Origin of the sequence: Nocardioides sp. GCM10027114, assembly GCF_042659625.1 — a bacterium.
Taxonomy (GTDB): domain Bacteria; phylum Actinomycetota; class Actinomycetes; order Propionibacteriales; family Nocardioidaceae; genus Nocardioides.
This window is the reverse complement of the sequence record NZ_JBHSSS010000022.1, coordinates 137,942-151,886: the sequence shown is the minus strand read 5'-3', so window position 1 is coordinate 151,886 and position 13,945 is coordinate 137,942. Positions and strand designations below refer to the sequence as shown.

Annotated in this window: 17 protein-coding genes and 1 riboswitch; of the genes, 8 read left to right on the top strand and 9 right to left on the bottom strand. The window is 73.1% G+C overall.

Annotated features, from left to right (window positions below):
• Positions 1 to 19 precede the first annotated feature (19 nt).
• Positions 20 to 283 (bottom strand): hypothetical protein, encoded by a 264-nt coding sequence (locus ACFP2E_RS10985; protein ID WP_378524529.1) that lies wholly within the window; start codon positions 281 to 283, stop codon positions 20 to 22.
• 545 nt (positions 284 to 828) lie between these two features.
• Between ACFP2E_RS10985 and ACFP2E_RS10980 the strand changes: the two genes are divergently transcribed.
• A complete protein-coding gene (locus ACFP2E_RS10980) occupies positions 829 to 2,001 on the top strand; it encodes an acyl-CoA dehydrogenase family protein (protein ID WP_378524530.1) in 1,173 nt (390 codons plus the stop codon).
• On the opposite strand, the gene ACFP2E_RS10975 is transcribed toward ACFP2E_RS10980, so the two are convergent.
• Together ACFP2E_RS10975 and ACFP2E_RS10970 are read right to left on the bottom strand one after the other, a co-directional pair.
• Positions 1,976 to 2,407 carry a hypothetical protein gene (locus ACFP2E_RS10975; RefSeq protein ID WP_378524531.1) on the bottom strand — a complete coding sequence of 144 codons (432 nt, stop codon included), beginning with the start codon at positions 2,405 to 2,407 and terminating at the stop codon, positions 1,976 to 1,978. The two genes, ACFP2E_RS10980 and ACFP2E_RS10975, sit on opposite strands and share 26 nt — an antisense overlap.
• Positions 2,400 to 2,762: a hypothetical protein gene (locus tag ACFP2E_RS10970; RefSeq protein ID WP_378524532.1), complete on the bottom strand. Its 363-nt coding sequence runs from the start codon at positions 2,760 to 2,762 to the stop codon at positions 2,400 to 2,402. Before ACFP2E_RS10970 ends, ACFP2E_RS10975 begins: the two co-directional genes overlap by 8 nt.
• A gap of 144 nt (positions 2,763 to 2,906) precedes the next feature.
• On the opposite strand from ACFP2E_RS10970, the gene ACFP2E_RS10965 reads away from it, so the two are divergent.
• From ACFP2E_RS10965 to ACFP2E_RS10945, 5 genes are all read left to right on the top strand, one after another.
• The gene (locus ACFP2E_RS10965) at positions 2,907 to 3,512 is read left to right on the top strand and encodes a YceI family protein (RefSeq protein ID WP_378524533.1); all 606 of its coding nucleotides are present in this window, start codon (positions 2,907 to 2,909) and stop codon (positions 3,510 to 3,512) included.
• A gap of 128 nt (positions 3,513 to 3,640) precedes the next feature.
• Entirely contained in the window at positions 3,641 to 4,582 is a 942-nt protein-coding gene (locus ACFP2E_RS10960; protein WP_378524534.1) for a GNAT family N-acetyltransferase, read from the top strand.
• The gene (locus ACFP2E_RS10955) at positions 4,579 to 5,511 is read left to right on the top strand and encodes a GNAT family N-acetyltransferase (protein ID WP_378524535.1); all 933 of its coding nucleotides are present in this window, start codon (positions 4,579 to 4,581) and stop codon (positions 5,509 to 5,511) included. Before ACFP2E_RS10960 ends, ACFP2E_RS10955 begins: the two co-directional genes overlap by 4 nt.
• An 82-nt stretch (positions 5,512 to 5,593) precedes the next feature.
• The gene (locus ACFP2E_RS10950; protein WP_378524536.1) at positions 5,594 to 7,300 is read left to right on the top strand and encodes an ABC1 kinase family protein; all 1,707 of its coding nucleotides are present in this window, start codon (positions 5,594 to 5,596) and stop codon (positions 7,298 to 7,300) included.
• 69 nt (positions 7,301 to 7,369) lie between these two features.
• Positions 7,370 to 7,436, top strand: a riboswitch (guanidine-III (ykkC-III) riboswitch).
• A gap of 12 nt (positions 7,437 to 7,448) precedes the next feature.
• A complete protein-coding gene (locus ACFP2E_RS10945) occupies positions 7,449 to 7,763 on the top strand; it encodes a DMT family transporter (RefSeq protein WP_378524537.1) in 315 nt (104 codons plus the stop codon).
• Here ACFP2E_RS10945 and ACFP2E_RS10940 read toward each other — a convergent pair.
• The 4 genes from ACFP2E_RS10940 to ACFP2E_RS10925 all read right to left on the bottom strand — a co-directional run bounded on the left by ACFP2E_RS10940 (position 7,753) and on the right by ACFP2E_RS10925 (position 11,660).
• The gene (locus ACFP2E_RS10940) at positions 7,753 to 8,382 is read right to left on the bottom strand and encodes a hypothetical protein (protein WP_378524538.1); all 630 of its coding nucleotides are present in this window, start codon (positions 8,380 to 8,382) and stop codon (positions 7,753 to 7,755) included. The genes ACFP2E_RS10945 and ACFP2E_RS10940 overlap by 11 nt on opposite strands.
• The gene (locus ACFP2E_RS10935; RefSeq protein ID WP_378524539.1) at positions 8,379 to 9,599 is read right to left on the bottom strand and encodes an acyl-CoA dehydrogenase family protein; all 1,221 of its coding nucleotides are present in this window, start codon (positions 9,597 to 9,599) and stop codon (positions 8,379 to 8,381) included. Before ACFP2E_RS10935 ends, ACFP2E_RS10940 begins: the two co-directional genes overlap by 4 nt.
• A gap of 121 nt (positions 9,600 to 9,720) precedes the next feature.
• On the bottom strand, positions 9,721 to 11,370 hold the full coding sequence (gene mctP, locus ACFP2E_RS10930; protein WP_378524540.1) for a monocarboxylate uptake permease MctP: 1,650 nt from the start codon (positions 11,368 to 11,370) through the stop codon (positions 9,721 to 9,723).
• Positions 11,367 to 11,660, bottom strand: coding sequence for a DUF3311 domain-containing protein (locus ACFP2E_RS10925; RefSeq protein WP_378524541.1), 294 nt, complete (start codon positions 11,658 to 11,660; stop codon positions 11,367 to 11,369). The genes mctP and ACFP2E_RS10925 overlap by 4 nt, the downstream gene beginning before the upstream one ends.
• Before the next feature lie 229 nt (positions 11,661 to 11,889).
• On the opposite strand from ACFP2E_RS10925, the gene ACFP2E_RS10920 reads away from it, so the two are divergent.
• On the top strand, positions 11,890 to 12,309 hold the full coding sequence (locus tag ACFP2E_RS10920) for a hypothetical protein (protein ID WP_378524542.1): 420 nt from the start codon (positions 11,890 to 11,892) through the stop codon (positions 12,307 to 12,309).
• Here ACFP2E_RS10920 and ACFP2E_RS10915 read toward each other — a convergent pair.
• Both ACFP2E_RS10915 and ACFP2E_RS10910 read right to left on the bottom strand, forming a co-directional pair.
• Positions 12,284 to 12,763, bottom strand: coding sequence for a DUF1707 domain-containing protein (locus tag ACFP2E_RS10915; RefSeq protein WP_378524543.1), 480 nt, complete (start codon positions 12,761 to 12,763; stop codon positions 12,284 to 12,286). The genes ACFP2E_RS10920 and ACFP2E_RS10915 overlap by 26 nt on opposite strands.
• Positions 12,760 to 13,455, bottom strand: coding sequence for a PadR family transcriptional regulator (locus ACFP2E_RS10910; RefSeq protein WP_378524545.1), 696 nt, complete (start codon positions 13,453 to 13,455; stop codon positions 12,760 to 12,762). The genes ACFP2E_RS10915 and ACFP2E_RS10910 overlap by 4 nt, the downstream gene beginning before the upstream one ends.
• 218 nt (positions 13,456 to 13,673) lie before the next feature.
• Here ACFP2E_RS10910 and ACFP2E_RS10905 point away from each other — a divergent pair, with 218 nt between their 5' ends.
• Positions 13,674 to 13,829: a hypothetical protein gene (locus tag ACFP2E_RS10905; RefSeq protein ID WP_378524546.1), complete on the top strand. Its 156-nt coding sequence runs from the start codon at positions 13,674 to 13,676 to the stop codon at positions 13,827 to 13,829.
• Positions 13,830 to 13,945: the final 116 nt, after the last annotated feature.

The following is a 13,945-nucleotide window of genomic DNA, read 5'->3' as shown; positions in this document are numbered from 1 at the left end:
TCCCTGTGGTCCCTGCCGCTCACCCGTAGATGAGCCGCCGCAGCTGCCGCTCGGTGAGCCGCGGCGCCGCCACCAGGCGGTGCTGCAGCTCGTCGGCCAGCCGGGCGAAGATCTCGCCGTTGCGCGCGCCGTACGTCTTCAGCTGGGCGTGGCGGCGGCGGACGTACTCCTCGACCGGCTCGGCGTAGAACGCCAGGACGTCCTCCACCACCCGCGCCGCCTCACCGGGCGCCAGCCCGGTGCTCGCCGTGACCCGCTCGACCAGCTCCTGCTCGACCCGCACCCCGAGAGCGTGGCGAACCCAGGCCCCTTCCCGCAACTTCCTGCCCGAAATCGGGCAGATATCTTTGCCTTGGCGTCGTGACCACGGCGGTACGTCGGCAACTGGTGGCAGCTCGGCGGGTTGGCGAGGGGAACTGGTGGCAGCTCGCGGTGGAGCCGGGGAGTCGCCCTCACGTGGCCCCGCGTGGGTGGAGCGACCTGTCGCAGCAAGGGGCCGATCCTGGGTGCCGGGTGGGGCGGACCCGCCGAGTTCGGGGGTCCTGCGGACGTCGGCGTGGGGAGGGTCTATAGTTGGTGAACAGAAGGTGAACGGGAGGTGTCAGATGCAGGAATCGCAGGTGGCTCAGGGGGCCCTCGTCATGCGTTGGGTTCCGGTGACCGGGAATGACGGTCGGACCCGGTTCGAAATGCGGTGGAGCGTCGCCCCTGCAGCCCGCACGCAGGCACCCCTGGCCGCGACGGCCGACCACCGGCGCCACACCCCCGCCCACGCCGCATGACGCACGCCTGACCCAGGCTCACTGACCCGCCCGGCAGGATGGGCGCATGACCGAGCGCGCCCCGCTGGACCTCGTCGACACCGACTCGCTGCTCGCCGACGACGAGCGCGCGATCCGCGAGACCGTGCGCCGCCTCGTCGACGACCGGCTCCGCCCGCGGATCGGCGACTGGTTCGAGTCCGGCGACGTCCCGGTCCGCGAGCTCGCCAAGGAGTTCGGCGCCCTCGGCCTGCTCGGGATGCACCTCACCGGCTACGGCTGCGCCGGCACCAGCGCCACGGCGTACGGCCTGGCCTGCCAGGAGCTCGAGGCCGGCGACTCCGGGCTGCGCTCGATCGTCAGCGTGCAGGGGTCGCTGGCGATGTACGCGCTGTGGAAGCACGGCTCCGACGAGCACAAGGACACCTGGCTGCCGCGGATGGCGGCCGGCGAGGCCATCGGCTGCTTCGGGCTGACCGAGCCCGAGGCGGGGTCCGACCCCGGCGCGATGCGGACCCGGGCCCGGCGCGACGCCGGCGGCGACTGGGTCCTCGACGGCACCAAGCTGTGGATCACCAACGGCTCGGTCGCCGACGTCGCCTTGGTGTGGGCCCGCACCGACGAGGGGATCCGCGGCTTCGTCGTGCCGACCGACACGCCCGGCTTCACCGCCACCGCGCTCGAGCACAAGCTCTCGCTGCGTGCCTCGGTCACCAGCGAGCTCGCGCTCGACGGGGTGCGCCTGCCCGCCGACGCCGTGCTCCCGGGCGCCGTCGGACTGTCGGCCCCGTTGTCGTGCCTGACCGAGGCCCGGTTCGGGATCGTCTTCGGCGCCCTCGGCGCGGCCCGCGACTGCCTGGAGACCACCGTCGCCTACGTGCGGGAGCGGGAGATCTTCGGCCGTCGGCTGGCGGGTTTCCAGCTCACCCAGGCCAAGCTGGCCGACATGACCGTGGAGCTGGCGAAGGCGCAGCTGCTCGCGCTGCACCTCGGCCGTCTCAAGGAGCAGGGCCGGCTCACGCCGCAGGCCGTCAGCGTCGGCAAGCTCAACAGCACCCGCGAGGCGCTGGCGATCGCCCGCGAGTGCCGCACCCTCTTGGGCGCGGCCGGGATCACGCTCGACCACCCGCCGCTGCGGCACGCCAACAACCTCGAGTCGGTGCTGACCTACGAGGGCACCTCCGAGGTGCACCAGCTCGTCATCGGGCAGGCGCTCACCGGCGAGCCGGCGTTCCGCTGAGCGGCGCCGTCCGCCACAGCCAGGCGAGGCCCAGCAGCGGCAGCGCCGCCGGCACGTAGCCGTAGCCGCTGCCGAACCGCGACCACACCGTGTCGTCCGGGAACAGGTCCGGCACGGCGATCGTCAGCGCGCCGACCACGACGACCCCGACGAGCTCGAGGACGACCGCGGCCCAGGCCAGCCGGGTGGTGAACGGTCCGGGCCGGGCGAGGCAGACCGTGGCGACGACGTACACGGCCGCGGCGAAGCCGGACAGGCCGTAGGCGAGCGGTGCCTCGTCGGCCTTCTGCAGCAGCTGCACCGTGGACCGGCCGGTCGCCGAGATCGCGAAGACGGCGTAGACGAGGACGAGGACCCGGCCCAGCCCCTGGTCGGTCCGGGCGGCCGGGGCGGTCGGCTCAGGCACCTGCGCTCCAGACCTGCTGCACCCGCAGCACCAGGACCGGCACGACCAGGCCCAGCACGATGAGCGCGGCGGTGCCGGCGCGGCTCCGCTCGCCGAGCGCCCAGATGGCGGCAGCGGGCACGAAGAACAGCGTGCCGAGCAGGTAGCCGACGAAGACGAGACCGTTGACGTCGCGGTCGCCGCCGACGAACTGCGCGATCCCCACGACCGCCTGCACGAGCAGGCCGATCTCGAGGATCACCAGCATCCACAGCAGCACCGGACCCGTCGTCCGGTTCAGCACGACGTACGCCGTGGCGACGGCGGCGAGCAGCAGGGAGAACGCGATCAGCGCGGTCTGGAGCGGGTCGATCATCGCGGCGATCCTACGGGCGCCCCCGGTACTGTGACCGGGGTCACGTCCAGACCAGGCACTCCACCGGAATGCATCCGGACCGCGGTCCGTTTCAGACGCTTGAAAGTTCAACCACTGAACGGACCCCCTCCAGGAGCAACCACCATGAGCATCTTCAGCCGCAAGTCCGCCGTCGCCGAGGCCCCCCGCGTCTTCGACGCCGGCACCACGGCCCTCGAGGACATCTCGGGCGAGTACACCCTCGACACCACCCACACCCGCCTCGGCTTCTCGGCCCGCCACGCGATGGTCACCACCGTGCGCGGTGCCTTCAAGGACTTCGAGGGCACGGCCGTCATCGACACCGCGACCCCCGCGAACTCCAAGGTCGACCTGACCATCAAGGTCGCCAGCGTGGACACCGGCGTCGCCGACCGCGACGGCCACCTCGTCTCCGGCGACTTCTTCGACGCCGAGGCCTACCCGACCATCCGCTTCGTCTCCACCAAGGTCGAGCGCGACGGTTCGGAGTGGGCGATCACCGGCGACCTGACCATCAAGGACGTCACCAAGCCGGTCACGGTCCTCTTCGAGGAGGCCGGCTCGGCGCAGGACCCCTGGGGCTCGACCCGCGTCGGCTTCGAGGGCTCGACCACCATCAACCGCAAGGACTGGGGCCTGACCTGGAACGCCGTCCTCGAGACCGGCGGCGTCCTCGTCTCCGAGAAGATCAAGCTCGAGTTCGACGTCTCGGCCGTCCGCAACGCCTGACCATGCCCTGCCGACGCTGACCCGCCCGAAAGCTTCGGGCGGGTCAGCGCGCAGTTTCGGACGGGTCAGCGTCGTCCCGGCGATAAATCGGGTGCCGGCCGAGCGGGAGCGACCGCACCATGGTCGGCATGACCCGATCCCTCACCCTCCCCGTCGACCTCGCCGGGACCTACACCGTGCGCCCGCTGGCGCACGGTGACGAGGCCGCCGTGACCGCCGTGATCGCCGCCCAGGATCTGGCGGACACCGGCGAGGTCGCCATCGAGGAGGCCGACATCGTGGCCGACTGGCAGCGGCCCGGGTACGACGTCTCCGAGAACTCCGTCGGCATCTTCGCTGGTGACACCCTGGTCGCCTTCGCCGACGTCTCCACCAGCACCCGCGGCGACGCCGCCGTCGTCCCCGACCACCGCGGCCGCGGCCTCGGCACCGCCCTCGCCCGCTGGATGCGGGAGCGAGCCGCCGAGCACGGCTGGACCGAGGTCGGCATGCCGGTGCCGCAGGGCTCCGGCGGCGACCGCCTGCTCGAGGCCCTCGGCTACCACGTCCGGTGGACCAGCTGGGTGCTCGAGCTCCCCGAGGGCGCCAGCATCCCCGACCGCCCGCTGCCCGAGGGGTACGCCGTCGGCGAGGCCGATCCGACCCGCTACGAGCAGTGCTACGCGGTCCAGGAGGATGCCTTCCTCGAGTGGACCTCGCGCGAGCGCGACACGTTCGAGCAGTGGCGCTCCGCCACCATCGACCGCCCCGGCTTCGAGCCGTGGAACCTCCGCGCCGTCACTGACCCCGCCGGCGACGTGGTCGCCATGTGCTTCGTGCTCAAGGCCGGCGACGAGGGGTACGTCGACCGGCTCGCCACCCGCCGCGACCAGCGCGGCAAGGGGCTCGCCCAGGCACTGCTCGTCGACGCCTTCCGGGTCGCCCGCGAGCACGGCGCACCACGGGCCGGGCTCTCGACCGACTCGCGCACCGGCGCGCTCGCGCTCTACGAGAAGGTCGGCATGAAGGTCACCTCGACCTGGGTCAACCGCGCGATCTCCCTCGACGGCGCCCTGGACGGCCACCGATGAGCGCCTCCGCCCAGGCCCCGGCACAGGCCCCGGCACTGGCCCTGCCGGCCGGCCTCACCAGCCGGCCGCTGACCCTCGACGACGCCGAGGCGGTGCACGCCGTCGTCGCCGCCGAGGAGACCGTCGACCTCGGCGAGCCCGACCTGACCCTCGAGGACATCGTCAGCGACTGGCAGGTGCCGAGCTACGACATCACGGCCAGCACCGTCGGGGTCTTCGCCGGCGACACCCTGGTCGCGTACGCCGACCTCGCCGGTCCGGACACGGCGTACACCGCCGTGCACCCGGAGCACCAGGGCCGCGGCATCGGCACCGCGCTCGCGCACTGGGTCCAGCAGAAGGCGCGGGCCGCGGGCTCGACCCGGATCGGCGCGCAGGTCCCCGAGGGCAGCGCCGCCGACCGGCTGATGGCCGACCTCGGCTACGGGGTCCGCTGGACCGCCTGGGACCTCGAGCTGCCCGAGGGCGCCGAGATCGTGCCGCAGCCGCTGCCCGACGGCTTCCGGATCCGCGACGCCGCCGAGGCCGACCGCGAAGCCGCGTGGACGCTCATCGAGGACGCCTTCCTCGAGTGGGCCGACCGCGACCGGCAGGGCCTCGAGGACTTCGGGGCGCGGGTCTGGGGCCGGGCGAGCTACGCGCCGTGGAACCTCCGACTGCTGGAGACCGGTGACGGCACCCTCGTCGGGGCCACCCACGTGCACCTCAGCGGTGACAGTGGGTACGTCGCGAAGATCGCCGTCCGCCGCGACCACCGGGGCCGCGGGCTGGCCACCGCGATGCTCGCCGACGCCTTCGCCCGGGCCCGGGAGCACGGCGCGGTGCGCTGCTACCTCTCGACCGACACCCGGGCGGGCGCCCGCGCGGTCTACGAGAAGGTCGGCATGGTCGTCACGTCGACCTGGGTGAACCGCGCGATCGACCTGTAGCCCGCGGGCCGACAACCCACCGGGAACGCCGGATCGCCGCGGGCATGCTTGGGACCCGCCGTTGCTGGGAACAGGCGTGGGCATGGACGCCGACACCTCGACGCCCCGCCTCGCCCGGTACGCCGCGCTGGCCCGGCTGCTGCTGCGCCACGGCCGCTCCGACCTGGTCACCGGGATGGAGCTCGACGAGTTCGCCGTGGACGCCGAGCCCCCGGCGGGGAACCGCGAGCAGGCGGAGGCCTTCGCCTGCGACCTCGAGGAGCTCGGGCCGACCTTCATCAAGCTCGGCCAGCTGCTGTCGACGCGCTTCGACCTGCTGCCGCCGGCGTACACCACCGCACTGGCGCGGCTGCAGGACGACGCCGAGCCGTTCCCGTTCGAGGACGTCGAGGAGATCATCGAGGCCGAGCTCGGCGGCCGGGTGCGGCACCTCTTCGCCGACTTCGAGACCGTACCGTTCGCGGCCGCCTCCCTCGGGCAGGTGCACCGGGCCACGCTGCCCAGCGGCCGCAAGGTGGTCGTCAAGGTGCAGCGCCCCGAGGCGCGGAAGGTCGCCCGCGAGGACATGGAGACCCTCGCCCGGCTCGCCGGGCTGGCCGACCGGCACACCGAGGCCGGCCGCCGGTTCGGCTTCGAGCAGCTGCTCGCGCAGTTCCGGCGGTCGTTGTCCGGCGAGCTCGACTACCGGCGCGAGGCGCGGAACCTGCTGAAGTTCCGGGACCTGACGAAGGGCTACGACCTGCTCGTGGTGCCGGAGCCGATCCTGACCCACTCCTCCTCGCGGGTGCTGACCATGGAGCGGATCGAGGGGCGCAAGGTCACCGACGTCGGCCCACTGGGGATCCTCGACACCGACACGGAGCCGATCGTCGACCAGCTGTTCCGCTGCTACCTGACGCTGATGCTCGACCACGGCGTGCTGCACGCCGACCCGCACCCGGGCAACCTCGTCCTCACCGACGACGGCCGGCTGGCGCTGCTCGACCTCGGGATGGTCTCGGCGGTCCCGCCCCGGATCCAGGAGCGCGTGCTCAAGCTGCTGCTCGCGATCGGGGACGGCGACGGCGAGGAGGCCGCCGGCATCCTCGCCGGGCTCGGCCACCCGCTGCCGGAGTACGACCCGGCCGCCTTCCGCGCCGAGGTGTCCCACCTGGTCACCGAGGCCGCCGCGGCCGGCCCCGACCAGCAGGTCGGTGCGGTGCTGGTCGAGCTGAGCCGCACCAGCGGGGGGCACGGGCTGCGGCCGCCGGCGGAGATGTCCATGATCGGCAAGGCGCTGCTCAACCTCGACCAGTCGACCCTCCACCTCCACCCGGACTTCGACCCCGCCTGCGCGATCCGCGACAACCTGACCCACCTGCTGACGAGCGGCCTCAGCGTCAGCCCGGCCGGGGTGATGGCGGCCGCCATCGAGGCCAAGGAGTTCGCGACGCTCCTCCCCAAGCGGGGCAACCAGATCCTCGACAGCCTCGCCGACGGCGAGCTCACGGTCCGGGTGCGGGCGCTGGACGAGGAACGGCTGCACCGGGTGCTGCACCGGGTCGCGAACCGGGTCACCCTCGGCATCATCATCGGCGCCACCGTGCTCGGCGCGGCGCTGATGATGCGGGTGGAGACCGAGCAGCGGCTCCTCGGCTACCCGGCGCTCGCCATGGTCTGCTTCCTCTTCGCGGTGCTCGCCGGCGTCGCGCTCGCGGTGTGGATCCTGCTCACCGACCGCAAGGTCGCCCGCGCGGCGCGGCCTCCCTCGGGGAGCCCGGCCGCCCGGACCGGTCCCGGGGCCGGCTGACCCCGGCCGACCCCGACTGACCGGTTGATCTGGAATTGCCCCGCCGGGCCGGGCGTGCGACCCTGCCCGGCAGGGCCTCGTCCGCGGGCCCCCGGACGAGCGGCGCCGTACCCGGTCAGCGACAAGACGGCGACCTTCGGGAGTGACCATGTCGTGGTTCGTCCTCGTGCTGTCAGGAGTCCTCGAGGCGGTGTGGGCCACCGCGCTCGACCGCTCCGACGGCCTCAGCCGCCCCGTCCCCTCCGTCGTCTTCGGCGTCGCGCTCGTGCTGAGCATGGCCGGGCTGGGCTGGGCGATGAAGGAGCTGCCGGTCGGCACGTCGTACGCCGTGTGGGTGGGGATCGGCGCCACCCTCACCGCCGCCTATGCGATGGCGACCGGCGGCGAGCCGGTGACCGTGGCGCGGGTTCTGCTGCTGGCCGGGATCGTCGGCTGCGTCGTGGGGCTGAAGCTCACCCACTGACGCCGGATGCCAGCTCGACGGTCGTGACCACCCGGGTGACCGACGGCCGTCGCGGCGCCGACGAGAAGCCGAAGCGCGGGGGCGGGTCGACCGGGGCCAGGGTCCCCAGGGCGGCGCCGTCGAAGGAGCCGGCCAGCGAGGTGACCGCGATGCTGTCGGTGGCGCCGTACCACTCACGCCTGCCCTCGCGGGCGGTGCCGCGGGTCCGCACCCCGCGCATCACGAACCGGGCGACCGGGTCGGTGACCGCGCACCACGCCGGCGACTCCGCGAGCCGGGCCGGGACCGCCCGCAGCGCCCACCCGACGGGGGTCCGCGACCCGAGCGTGAGGTCCAGCGACAGCGACGCCGCCCGGACGCGCCAGCCGTCGCTCGACGCGGCCGCCTCGAACGGCTCCACCCGCACCTCGTCGAAGAGGTAGGTCTCGGCGATGAAGTCCGCCACCTGCTGGGTCGGCGCCAGCAGCACCCGGTGGCCCGTCACCGTCGCGACCATGGCGTCCGAGAACGGGCCGTAGGGGGTCACCGGCCAGTGGCCGACGACCACCCGGGTGCCCGAGGTCGAGCCGACCCCGGCGATGGACCCGCGGAACCTCGCGCGGCGCTTCTCCCCCCTCACCGGATGGGGGCGCCCGAGATCGTGCGGGCGATGACGAGTCGCTGGATCTCCGAGGTGCCCTCGAAGATCGTGTAGATGCGGGCGTCGCGGGCCATCCGCTCGACCGGGTACTCACGGGTGTAGCCGTTGCCGCCGAGGATCTGCATCGCCTGCCCAGTCACCTTGACTGCCGTCTCGCCGGCGAAGAGCTTGGACATCGACCCCTCGGCCCGGTGGAACCGTTCGCCGTGCCGGGCCATCCACGCCGCCCGCCACACCAGCAGCCGGGACGCCTCGATCGAGGTGGCCATGTCGGCCAGCTGGAAGGCGATCCCCTGGTTCTCGATGATCGGTCTGTCGAACTGCTCGCGCGTCTGCGCGTAGTCGAGCGCCACCTCGTACGCCGCGCGGGCGATGCCGACCGCCTGCGCGCCGACCGATGGGCGGGTCCGTTCGAAGGTCGCCATCGACGGCTGGCTACGGCCGCTGCCGGAGCCCTCCCGGGCGCGGGCGAGCCGCTCGTCGAGCTTCTCCTTGCCGCCGAGCAGGCAGCGGCCGGGGACACGCACGTCGTCGAGGACCACCTCGGCGGTGTGCGAGGCGCGGATGCCGTGCTTGTGGAACTTCTGCCCCTGGCTCAGCCCGGGCGTGCCCGGCGGCACCACGAAGCTCGCCTGCCCGCGGGCCCGCAGCTCCGGGTCGACCACGCAGGTGACCACATGCACGTCGGCGATGCCGCCGTGGGTGGCCCAGGTCTTGGTGCCGTCGAGGACCCACTCGTCGGTCGCCTCGTCGTACGTCGCGCGGGTGCGCATCGCGCCGACGTCGCTGCCGGCGTCGGGCTCGGACGAGCAGAACGCCGCCAGCTTCAGGTCGCCCGGGCCGCCGAACATCTGCGGCACCCACTCCATGACCTGCTCGTCGGTGCCGTTGGCGCGGACCCCCGCGGCGGCCAGCGCCGTGCCGACGATGCAGAGGCCGATCCCGGCGTCGCCCCAGAAGAGCTCCTCCATGGCGACCGGGATCCCGAGCCCGGTCTCCTCGTAGGCCTGGGTGGCGAAGAAGTCGAGGGAGTAGAGCCCGATCTTCGCGGCCTCCTCCAGCACCGGCCAGGGAAACTCCTCGCGTTCGTCCCACTCCGCCGCCGCCGGCCGGACGACGTTCGCCGCGAACTCGTGGACCCACGCGCGCAGGTCGAGCAGGTCCTGCCCGAGCTCGAACGACGGGGTGCCGGTCACGTGCTCGACCCTAGCGCTGCGGCTTCACCACGGTATGTGGTCGAACCCGCGCCTCCCGTGGTGCAGAAACCACGGGAAGTGCGGGTACACCACGGGACCTTGGTGAAGCCGCAGCCCCCGACTACGCGTGGGCGGTGGTCTCGAACGGGTCGAGGTCCTCCTCGACGCCCTCGTCGCCGGCGTCGGCCCGGTAGTCCACGGGGCGGGTCTGGTCGACCCCCTCGTCGACCCCGGCCGCCCGGAACGCCAGCGTCAGCACCACGCTGACGATGACGTTGAGGATGAGCGCCGTGAACCCGATGTAGACGAGCGTGTCGGTGAACGGGAACTCGTTCAGCGGGCTGCCGAAGTGGCTGCCCGGCTGGCCGATCTTCGGGTTGGCGTAGGCGGTGACGGTGCCGTAGAGCATGCCGACCGCCCAGCCGGCGAGCAGCGCCCACCGGTGGAAGAACCGGGTGTAGAGGCCCACGACGATCGCCGGGAAGGTCTGCAGGATCCAGACGCCGCCGAGCAGCTGCAGGTCGAGGGCGTAGGTCGTCGACACGAACAGCACGAACGCCAGCGCGCCGAACTTCACCAGCAGCGAGGCGACCTTGGACTGCTGCGCCTCCTGCGCCGGGGTGGCGGCGCGGTTGATGAAGGCCTTGTAGACGTTGCGAGTCCACAGGTTGGCGGCCGCGATCGACATGATCGCCGCCGGGACGAGTGCACCGATCGCGATCGCCGCGAAGGCGACGCCGGCGAACCAGTCGGGGAACTGGTCCTCGAACAGCTGTGGCACGGCGTGCTGCGGGTTCGACACCTGGACGCCCGCGGCGATGGCGACGAAGCCGAGCAGCGCGAGCAGGCCGAGCAGGAAGGAGTACGCCGGCAGCAGCGCCGCGTTGCGCCGGATCACCGAGCGCTCCCGCGTCGAGAGCACCGCGGTGACCGAGTGCGGGTACATGAACAGCGCCAGCGCCGAGCCGAGCGCCAGCGATGCGTAGGCCCAGTGCAGCAGCGGCGCGGGGATCGCGCTCTTCGGCGCCGCCTCGCCGTTCGCGATGGCGGACGCGTTCTCGCTGTTGAACGAGTCGAAGCTGTCGGTGGCCGCGGCGAAGATCGCGTCCCAGCCGCCGACCTGCGAGGGGATGTAGAGGATCGCCACGAAGATGACAAGGTAGATCAGCGTGTCCTTGACGAACGCGATCAGCGCCGGCGCCCGCAGCCCGGACGAGTAGGTGTAGGCGGCCAGCACGGTGAACGCGACGAACAGCGGGATGTGGTTGACCAGCCAGCTGCTCTCCTCGGAGCCGATGCCCATGACCTCGAGCACCACCTCGATGCCCACCAGCTGCAGCGCGATGTAGGGCATCGTCGCGAGGATGCCGGTCAGCGCGATCGCCAGCGCGAGCGGCCGGCTGTCGTAGCGGCCCTGCACGAAGTCGGCCGGCGTGACGTAGCCGTGCCGGTGCGAGACCGACCAGAGCCGCGGCAGGAACATGAAGATCAGCGGGTAGACCACGATCGTGTACGGCACCGCGAAGAAGCCGATCGCGCTGCCGGCGTACAGCAGCGCGGGCACCGCCACGAACGTGTACGCCGTGTAGAGGTCGCCGCCGATGAGGAACCAGGCGATGAAGGTGCCGAACCCGCGGCCGCCGAGCCCCCACTCGTCGAGGTTGTCGAGCTCCTGCGCCCGCCGCCACCTCGACGCGGCGAAGCCGAGGACCGTGACCAGCAGGAAGAAGAAGATGAAGACGCTGAACGCGACCGTGCTGACGTCGTTCACCGGCGGGCCTCCTGCTCACGCGCGGCCCGCTCGCGCCGGTCGGCGCCCTTGGCGAGGTAGTAGGCGATCACGGTGAGCACGACCGCCACCGGGATCAGCGCCATCTGGAACCAGAAGTAGAACGGGAAGCCGAGCAGGGTCGGCTCGACCGAGTCGAAGAGCGGCACCAGCAGCGGCAGCACGACGGCCGGGCTGAGCACGAGGCCGATGAGCAGCCAGGTGCGCCGCGTCGAGGACGTGGGTCGTGGTGGGCGCGAGCCGGTGGCTGGCTCGGACATCTGGTCGGACATGGAACCTCCCGAGGATCGACCGACGCAGATCATTGCCCGGCGCCCGACCGGTCGAAACCCCGGGGTCTCGCGGTGGGACGCGGCCGCCGGAATCGGCAGGCCATCGCTCCCCGGGCGAGTGCCAGGCTGCGGGCGTGCAGACCCCGCCCGGCCGCAGCCGCGCGCCGACCTCGACGTCGACCACTTGTGGGAGCTGCCGGCCGAGCCGACCCGCCTGGTGGACCTGTGCGTGTTCTCCAGCTCCGACGAGCACCGGCACGTGGACGTCCGCCGGCACGGCACGCCGCTGGTGCTGCCCGACCCGAACGGGCTGCTGGTGCTCAGGAACGACGACGATGCCGCGCTCGCCGAGGGCGCGGCACAGGCGACGGAGCAGCGCCGGCAGCGCTGGGCCACCGGGGAGTGGCTGGTGCGGCGGTCGTTGGCCCGCGGCCGCCTCGCCGAGGGGGTCGGCCTGTTCCTCCGCTTCGGGCTGGACCCGCTGGCCGGCGAGCTCCGGGCCCGGCACTGCCCGTGGCGCCACGACTTCGGGCTGCGCTACCTCGAGGAGGACCTGCCCGCCGACGTCGCGGCCTGCTTCGCGTGGCTGGGCGAGCTGCTCGGGGTACCGGCCGGGGAGACCGTCAGCGCCAGCGCCCCGCGCGGCTGAGCAGGAACCACAGCGCCACGGCGATGAGGATCACCGGCAGGTGGGTCACCACCGTCACCAGGAGCAGCACGACGAACAGCATGACCAGCGGCGCCGGGACGCCGCCGCGCCGCCGGGGCGGGGACGGGCGCGCGTGGTGGCCGACCGGGGCGCCCGGCGGCACCCACGGCGGCCGGTCGCCGCGGGGCAGGTCCGCGAAGACCGGCGCGAGGTCGGCCGGGGTCCGGGCGCCCCAGATCTGGTCGAGCCGCTCGGAGTGCTCCTCGGTGGTGATCCGGCCGGCCGCGTAGTGCTCGGCCAGCTCCGCGGCCGCGCGCTCGCGCTCGGCGTCACCGATGCGCAGGTGCTGGTTCCACGGGTTCTGGGCCCACGGCACCTGACCCCACGGCCGCTGCTGGCGGCGGTCCCAGGGGTCGGGCGTGCCGCCCCGCGAGTGGCCCCACGACCCGGTCATTCCGCCTCTCCCTCCGCGAGGATGCCGTAGAGCCGGCGGCGGGTGTCGACGAGCACGTCGATGGCGGCCCGCCGCTGCTGGTCGGTGCCGGTGGTGATGATCTGCCACACGGCGTTCATGACCTGGCCGATCTCGGGCTTGAGCGAGGAGAAGTCCGCGCCCCCCTCGCGCCCCTCCCGGCCCTCGCTGCCGCGCGGCCCGGCGAACGGCTCCCAGACCGCGGCGAGCTCGTCGGCGTGCTCGTTGATGTACTCCCAGCCGGCGTGGGTCGGCTTGAGCTTGCGCTGGCCCGACCCGTCGACGGCCTCGATGAGGCCCTCGTCCTCGAGCTGCTGGATGGTCGGGTAGACCGAGCCGGGGCTGGGCTTCCACGCGCCGCCGGTGCGCTCGGCGATCTGCGACATCACCTGGTAGCCGTTCATTGCGTCCTCGCGCAGCACGTCGAGGATGGCGGAGCGGACGTCGCCGCGCCGCACCCGCGGCCCGCGCTGGCCGCTCTCGGTCTGGGCGAGGCCGAACAGGCCGGCCACCCACGGCGGCGGGCCCGGCCGGCTCGACCGGCCGCCCCAGTCACCCCAGCCGCCACCGAAGCCGCTCTCCCAGCCGCCCCAGCCGCCCCGCTGGCCGTGCATCCCCCACGGCTGCTCGACGTGCCGTGCCCACTGCCGGTTGAACCCGTGTCCGTGTCCCATCCCGATCCCTCCCGACCGTGTCGCGACACCGTCGCGATATATCGTCTGAATATCGTCTGAATATCGCGACAGTACGTCGAGGGTCGGCGCCGGACAAGGGCTCGGCCCGGGCGACCGCCAGCCGTCCAGACCGGCGACACGCTCCGGGGCGGGTACAAGGTCCCGGGTCCCGCCCGAAACGGTCCCGGGGCGGCCGGGACCGGCCTAGCCTGCTGGGCATGACCCCCACGACCCGCCTGCGCCGCCTGCGCCCCGCGCTGGCGATGCTGGCCGTGGGGCTGGGCTGGAACTACCTGGCCCTGACGACTCCGGTCTCCGGGGCCCAGGGCCCGGCGCCGGAGACCGCCGTCAGCGAGCGGTCTCCCGCAAGGTAGCGCCGCGGGCGCCGCGCACGGTCAGCCCCGCGCTGGCCAGCGCGACCGCGCCCAGCACCACGGCTGCGGCGACGGCGAGCACGACCAGCCGCTGCCAGTCCACGGCGGCCACCAGG

Excerpts from the sequence above, each read along its gene's own strand:
- ACFP2E_RS10945 (WP_378524537.1), top strand. The coding sequence starts at position 7,449 with ATGTCGTGGTTCGTCCTCGTGCTGTCAGGAGTCCTCGAGGCGGTGTGG.
- ACFP2E_RS10905 (WP_378524546.1), top strand. The coding sequence starts at position 13,674 with ATGACCCCCACGACCCGCCTGCGCCGCCTGCGCCCCGCGCTGGCGATG.
- ACFP2E_RS10970 (WP_378524532.1), bottom strand. The coding sequence starts at position 2,762 with ATGATCGACCCGCTCCAGACCGCGCTGATCGCGTTCTCCCTGCTGCTC.
- ACFP2E_RS10910 (WP_378524545.1), bottom strand. The coding sequence starts at position 13,455 with ATGGGACACGGACACGGGTTCAACCGGCAGTGGGCACGGCACGTCGAG.
- ACFP2E_RS10925 (WP_378524541.1), bottom strand. The coding sequence starts at position 11,660 with ATGTCCGACCAGATGTCCGAGCCAGCCACCGGCTCGCGCCCACCACGA.
- ACFP2E_RS10955 (WP_378524535.1), top strand. The coding sequence starts at position 4,579 with ATGAGCGCCTCCGCCCAGGCCCCGGCACAGGCCCCGGCACTGGCCCTG.
- ACFP2E_RS10950 (WP_378524536.1), top strand. The coding sequence starts at position 5,594 with ATGGACGCCGACACCTCGACGCCCCGCCTCGCCCGGTACGCCGCGCTG.
- ACFP2E_RS10965 (WP_378524533.1), top strand. The coding sequence starts at position 2,907 with ATGAGCATCTTCAGCCGCAAGTCCGCCGTCGCCGAGGCCCCCCGCGTC.
- ACFP2E_RS10980 (WP_378524530.1), top strand. The coding sequence starts at position 829 with ATGACCGAGCGCGCCCCGCTGGACCTCGTCGACACCGACTCGCTGCTC.
- ACFP2E_RS10960 (WP_378524534.1), top strand. The coding sequence starts at position 3,641 with ATGACCCGATCCCTCACCCTCCCCGTCGACCTCGCCGGGACCTACACC.
- ACFP2E_RS10915 (WP_378524543.1), bottom strand. The coding sequence starts at position 12,763 with ATGACCGGGTCGTGGGGCCACTCGCGGGGCGGCACGCCCGACCCCTGG.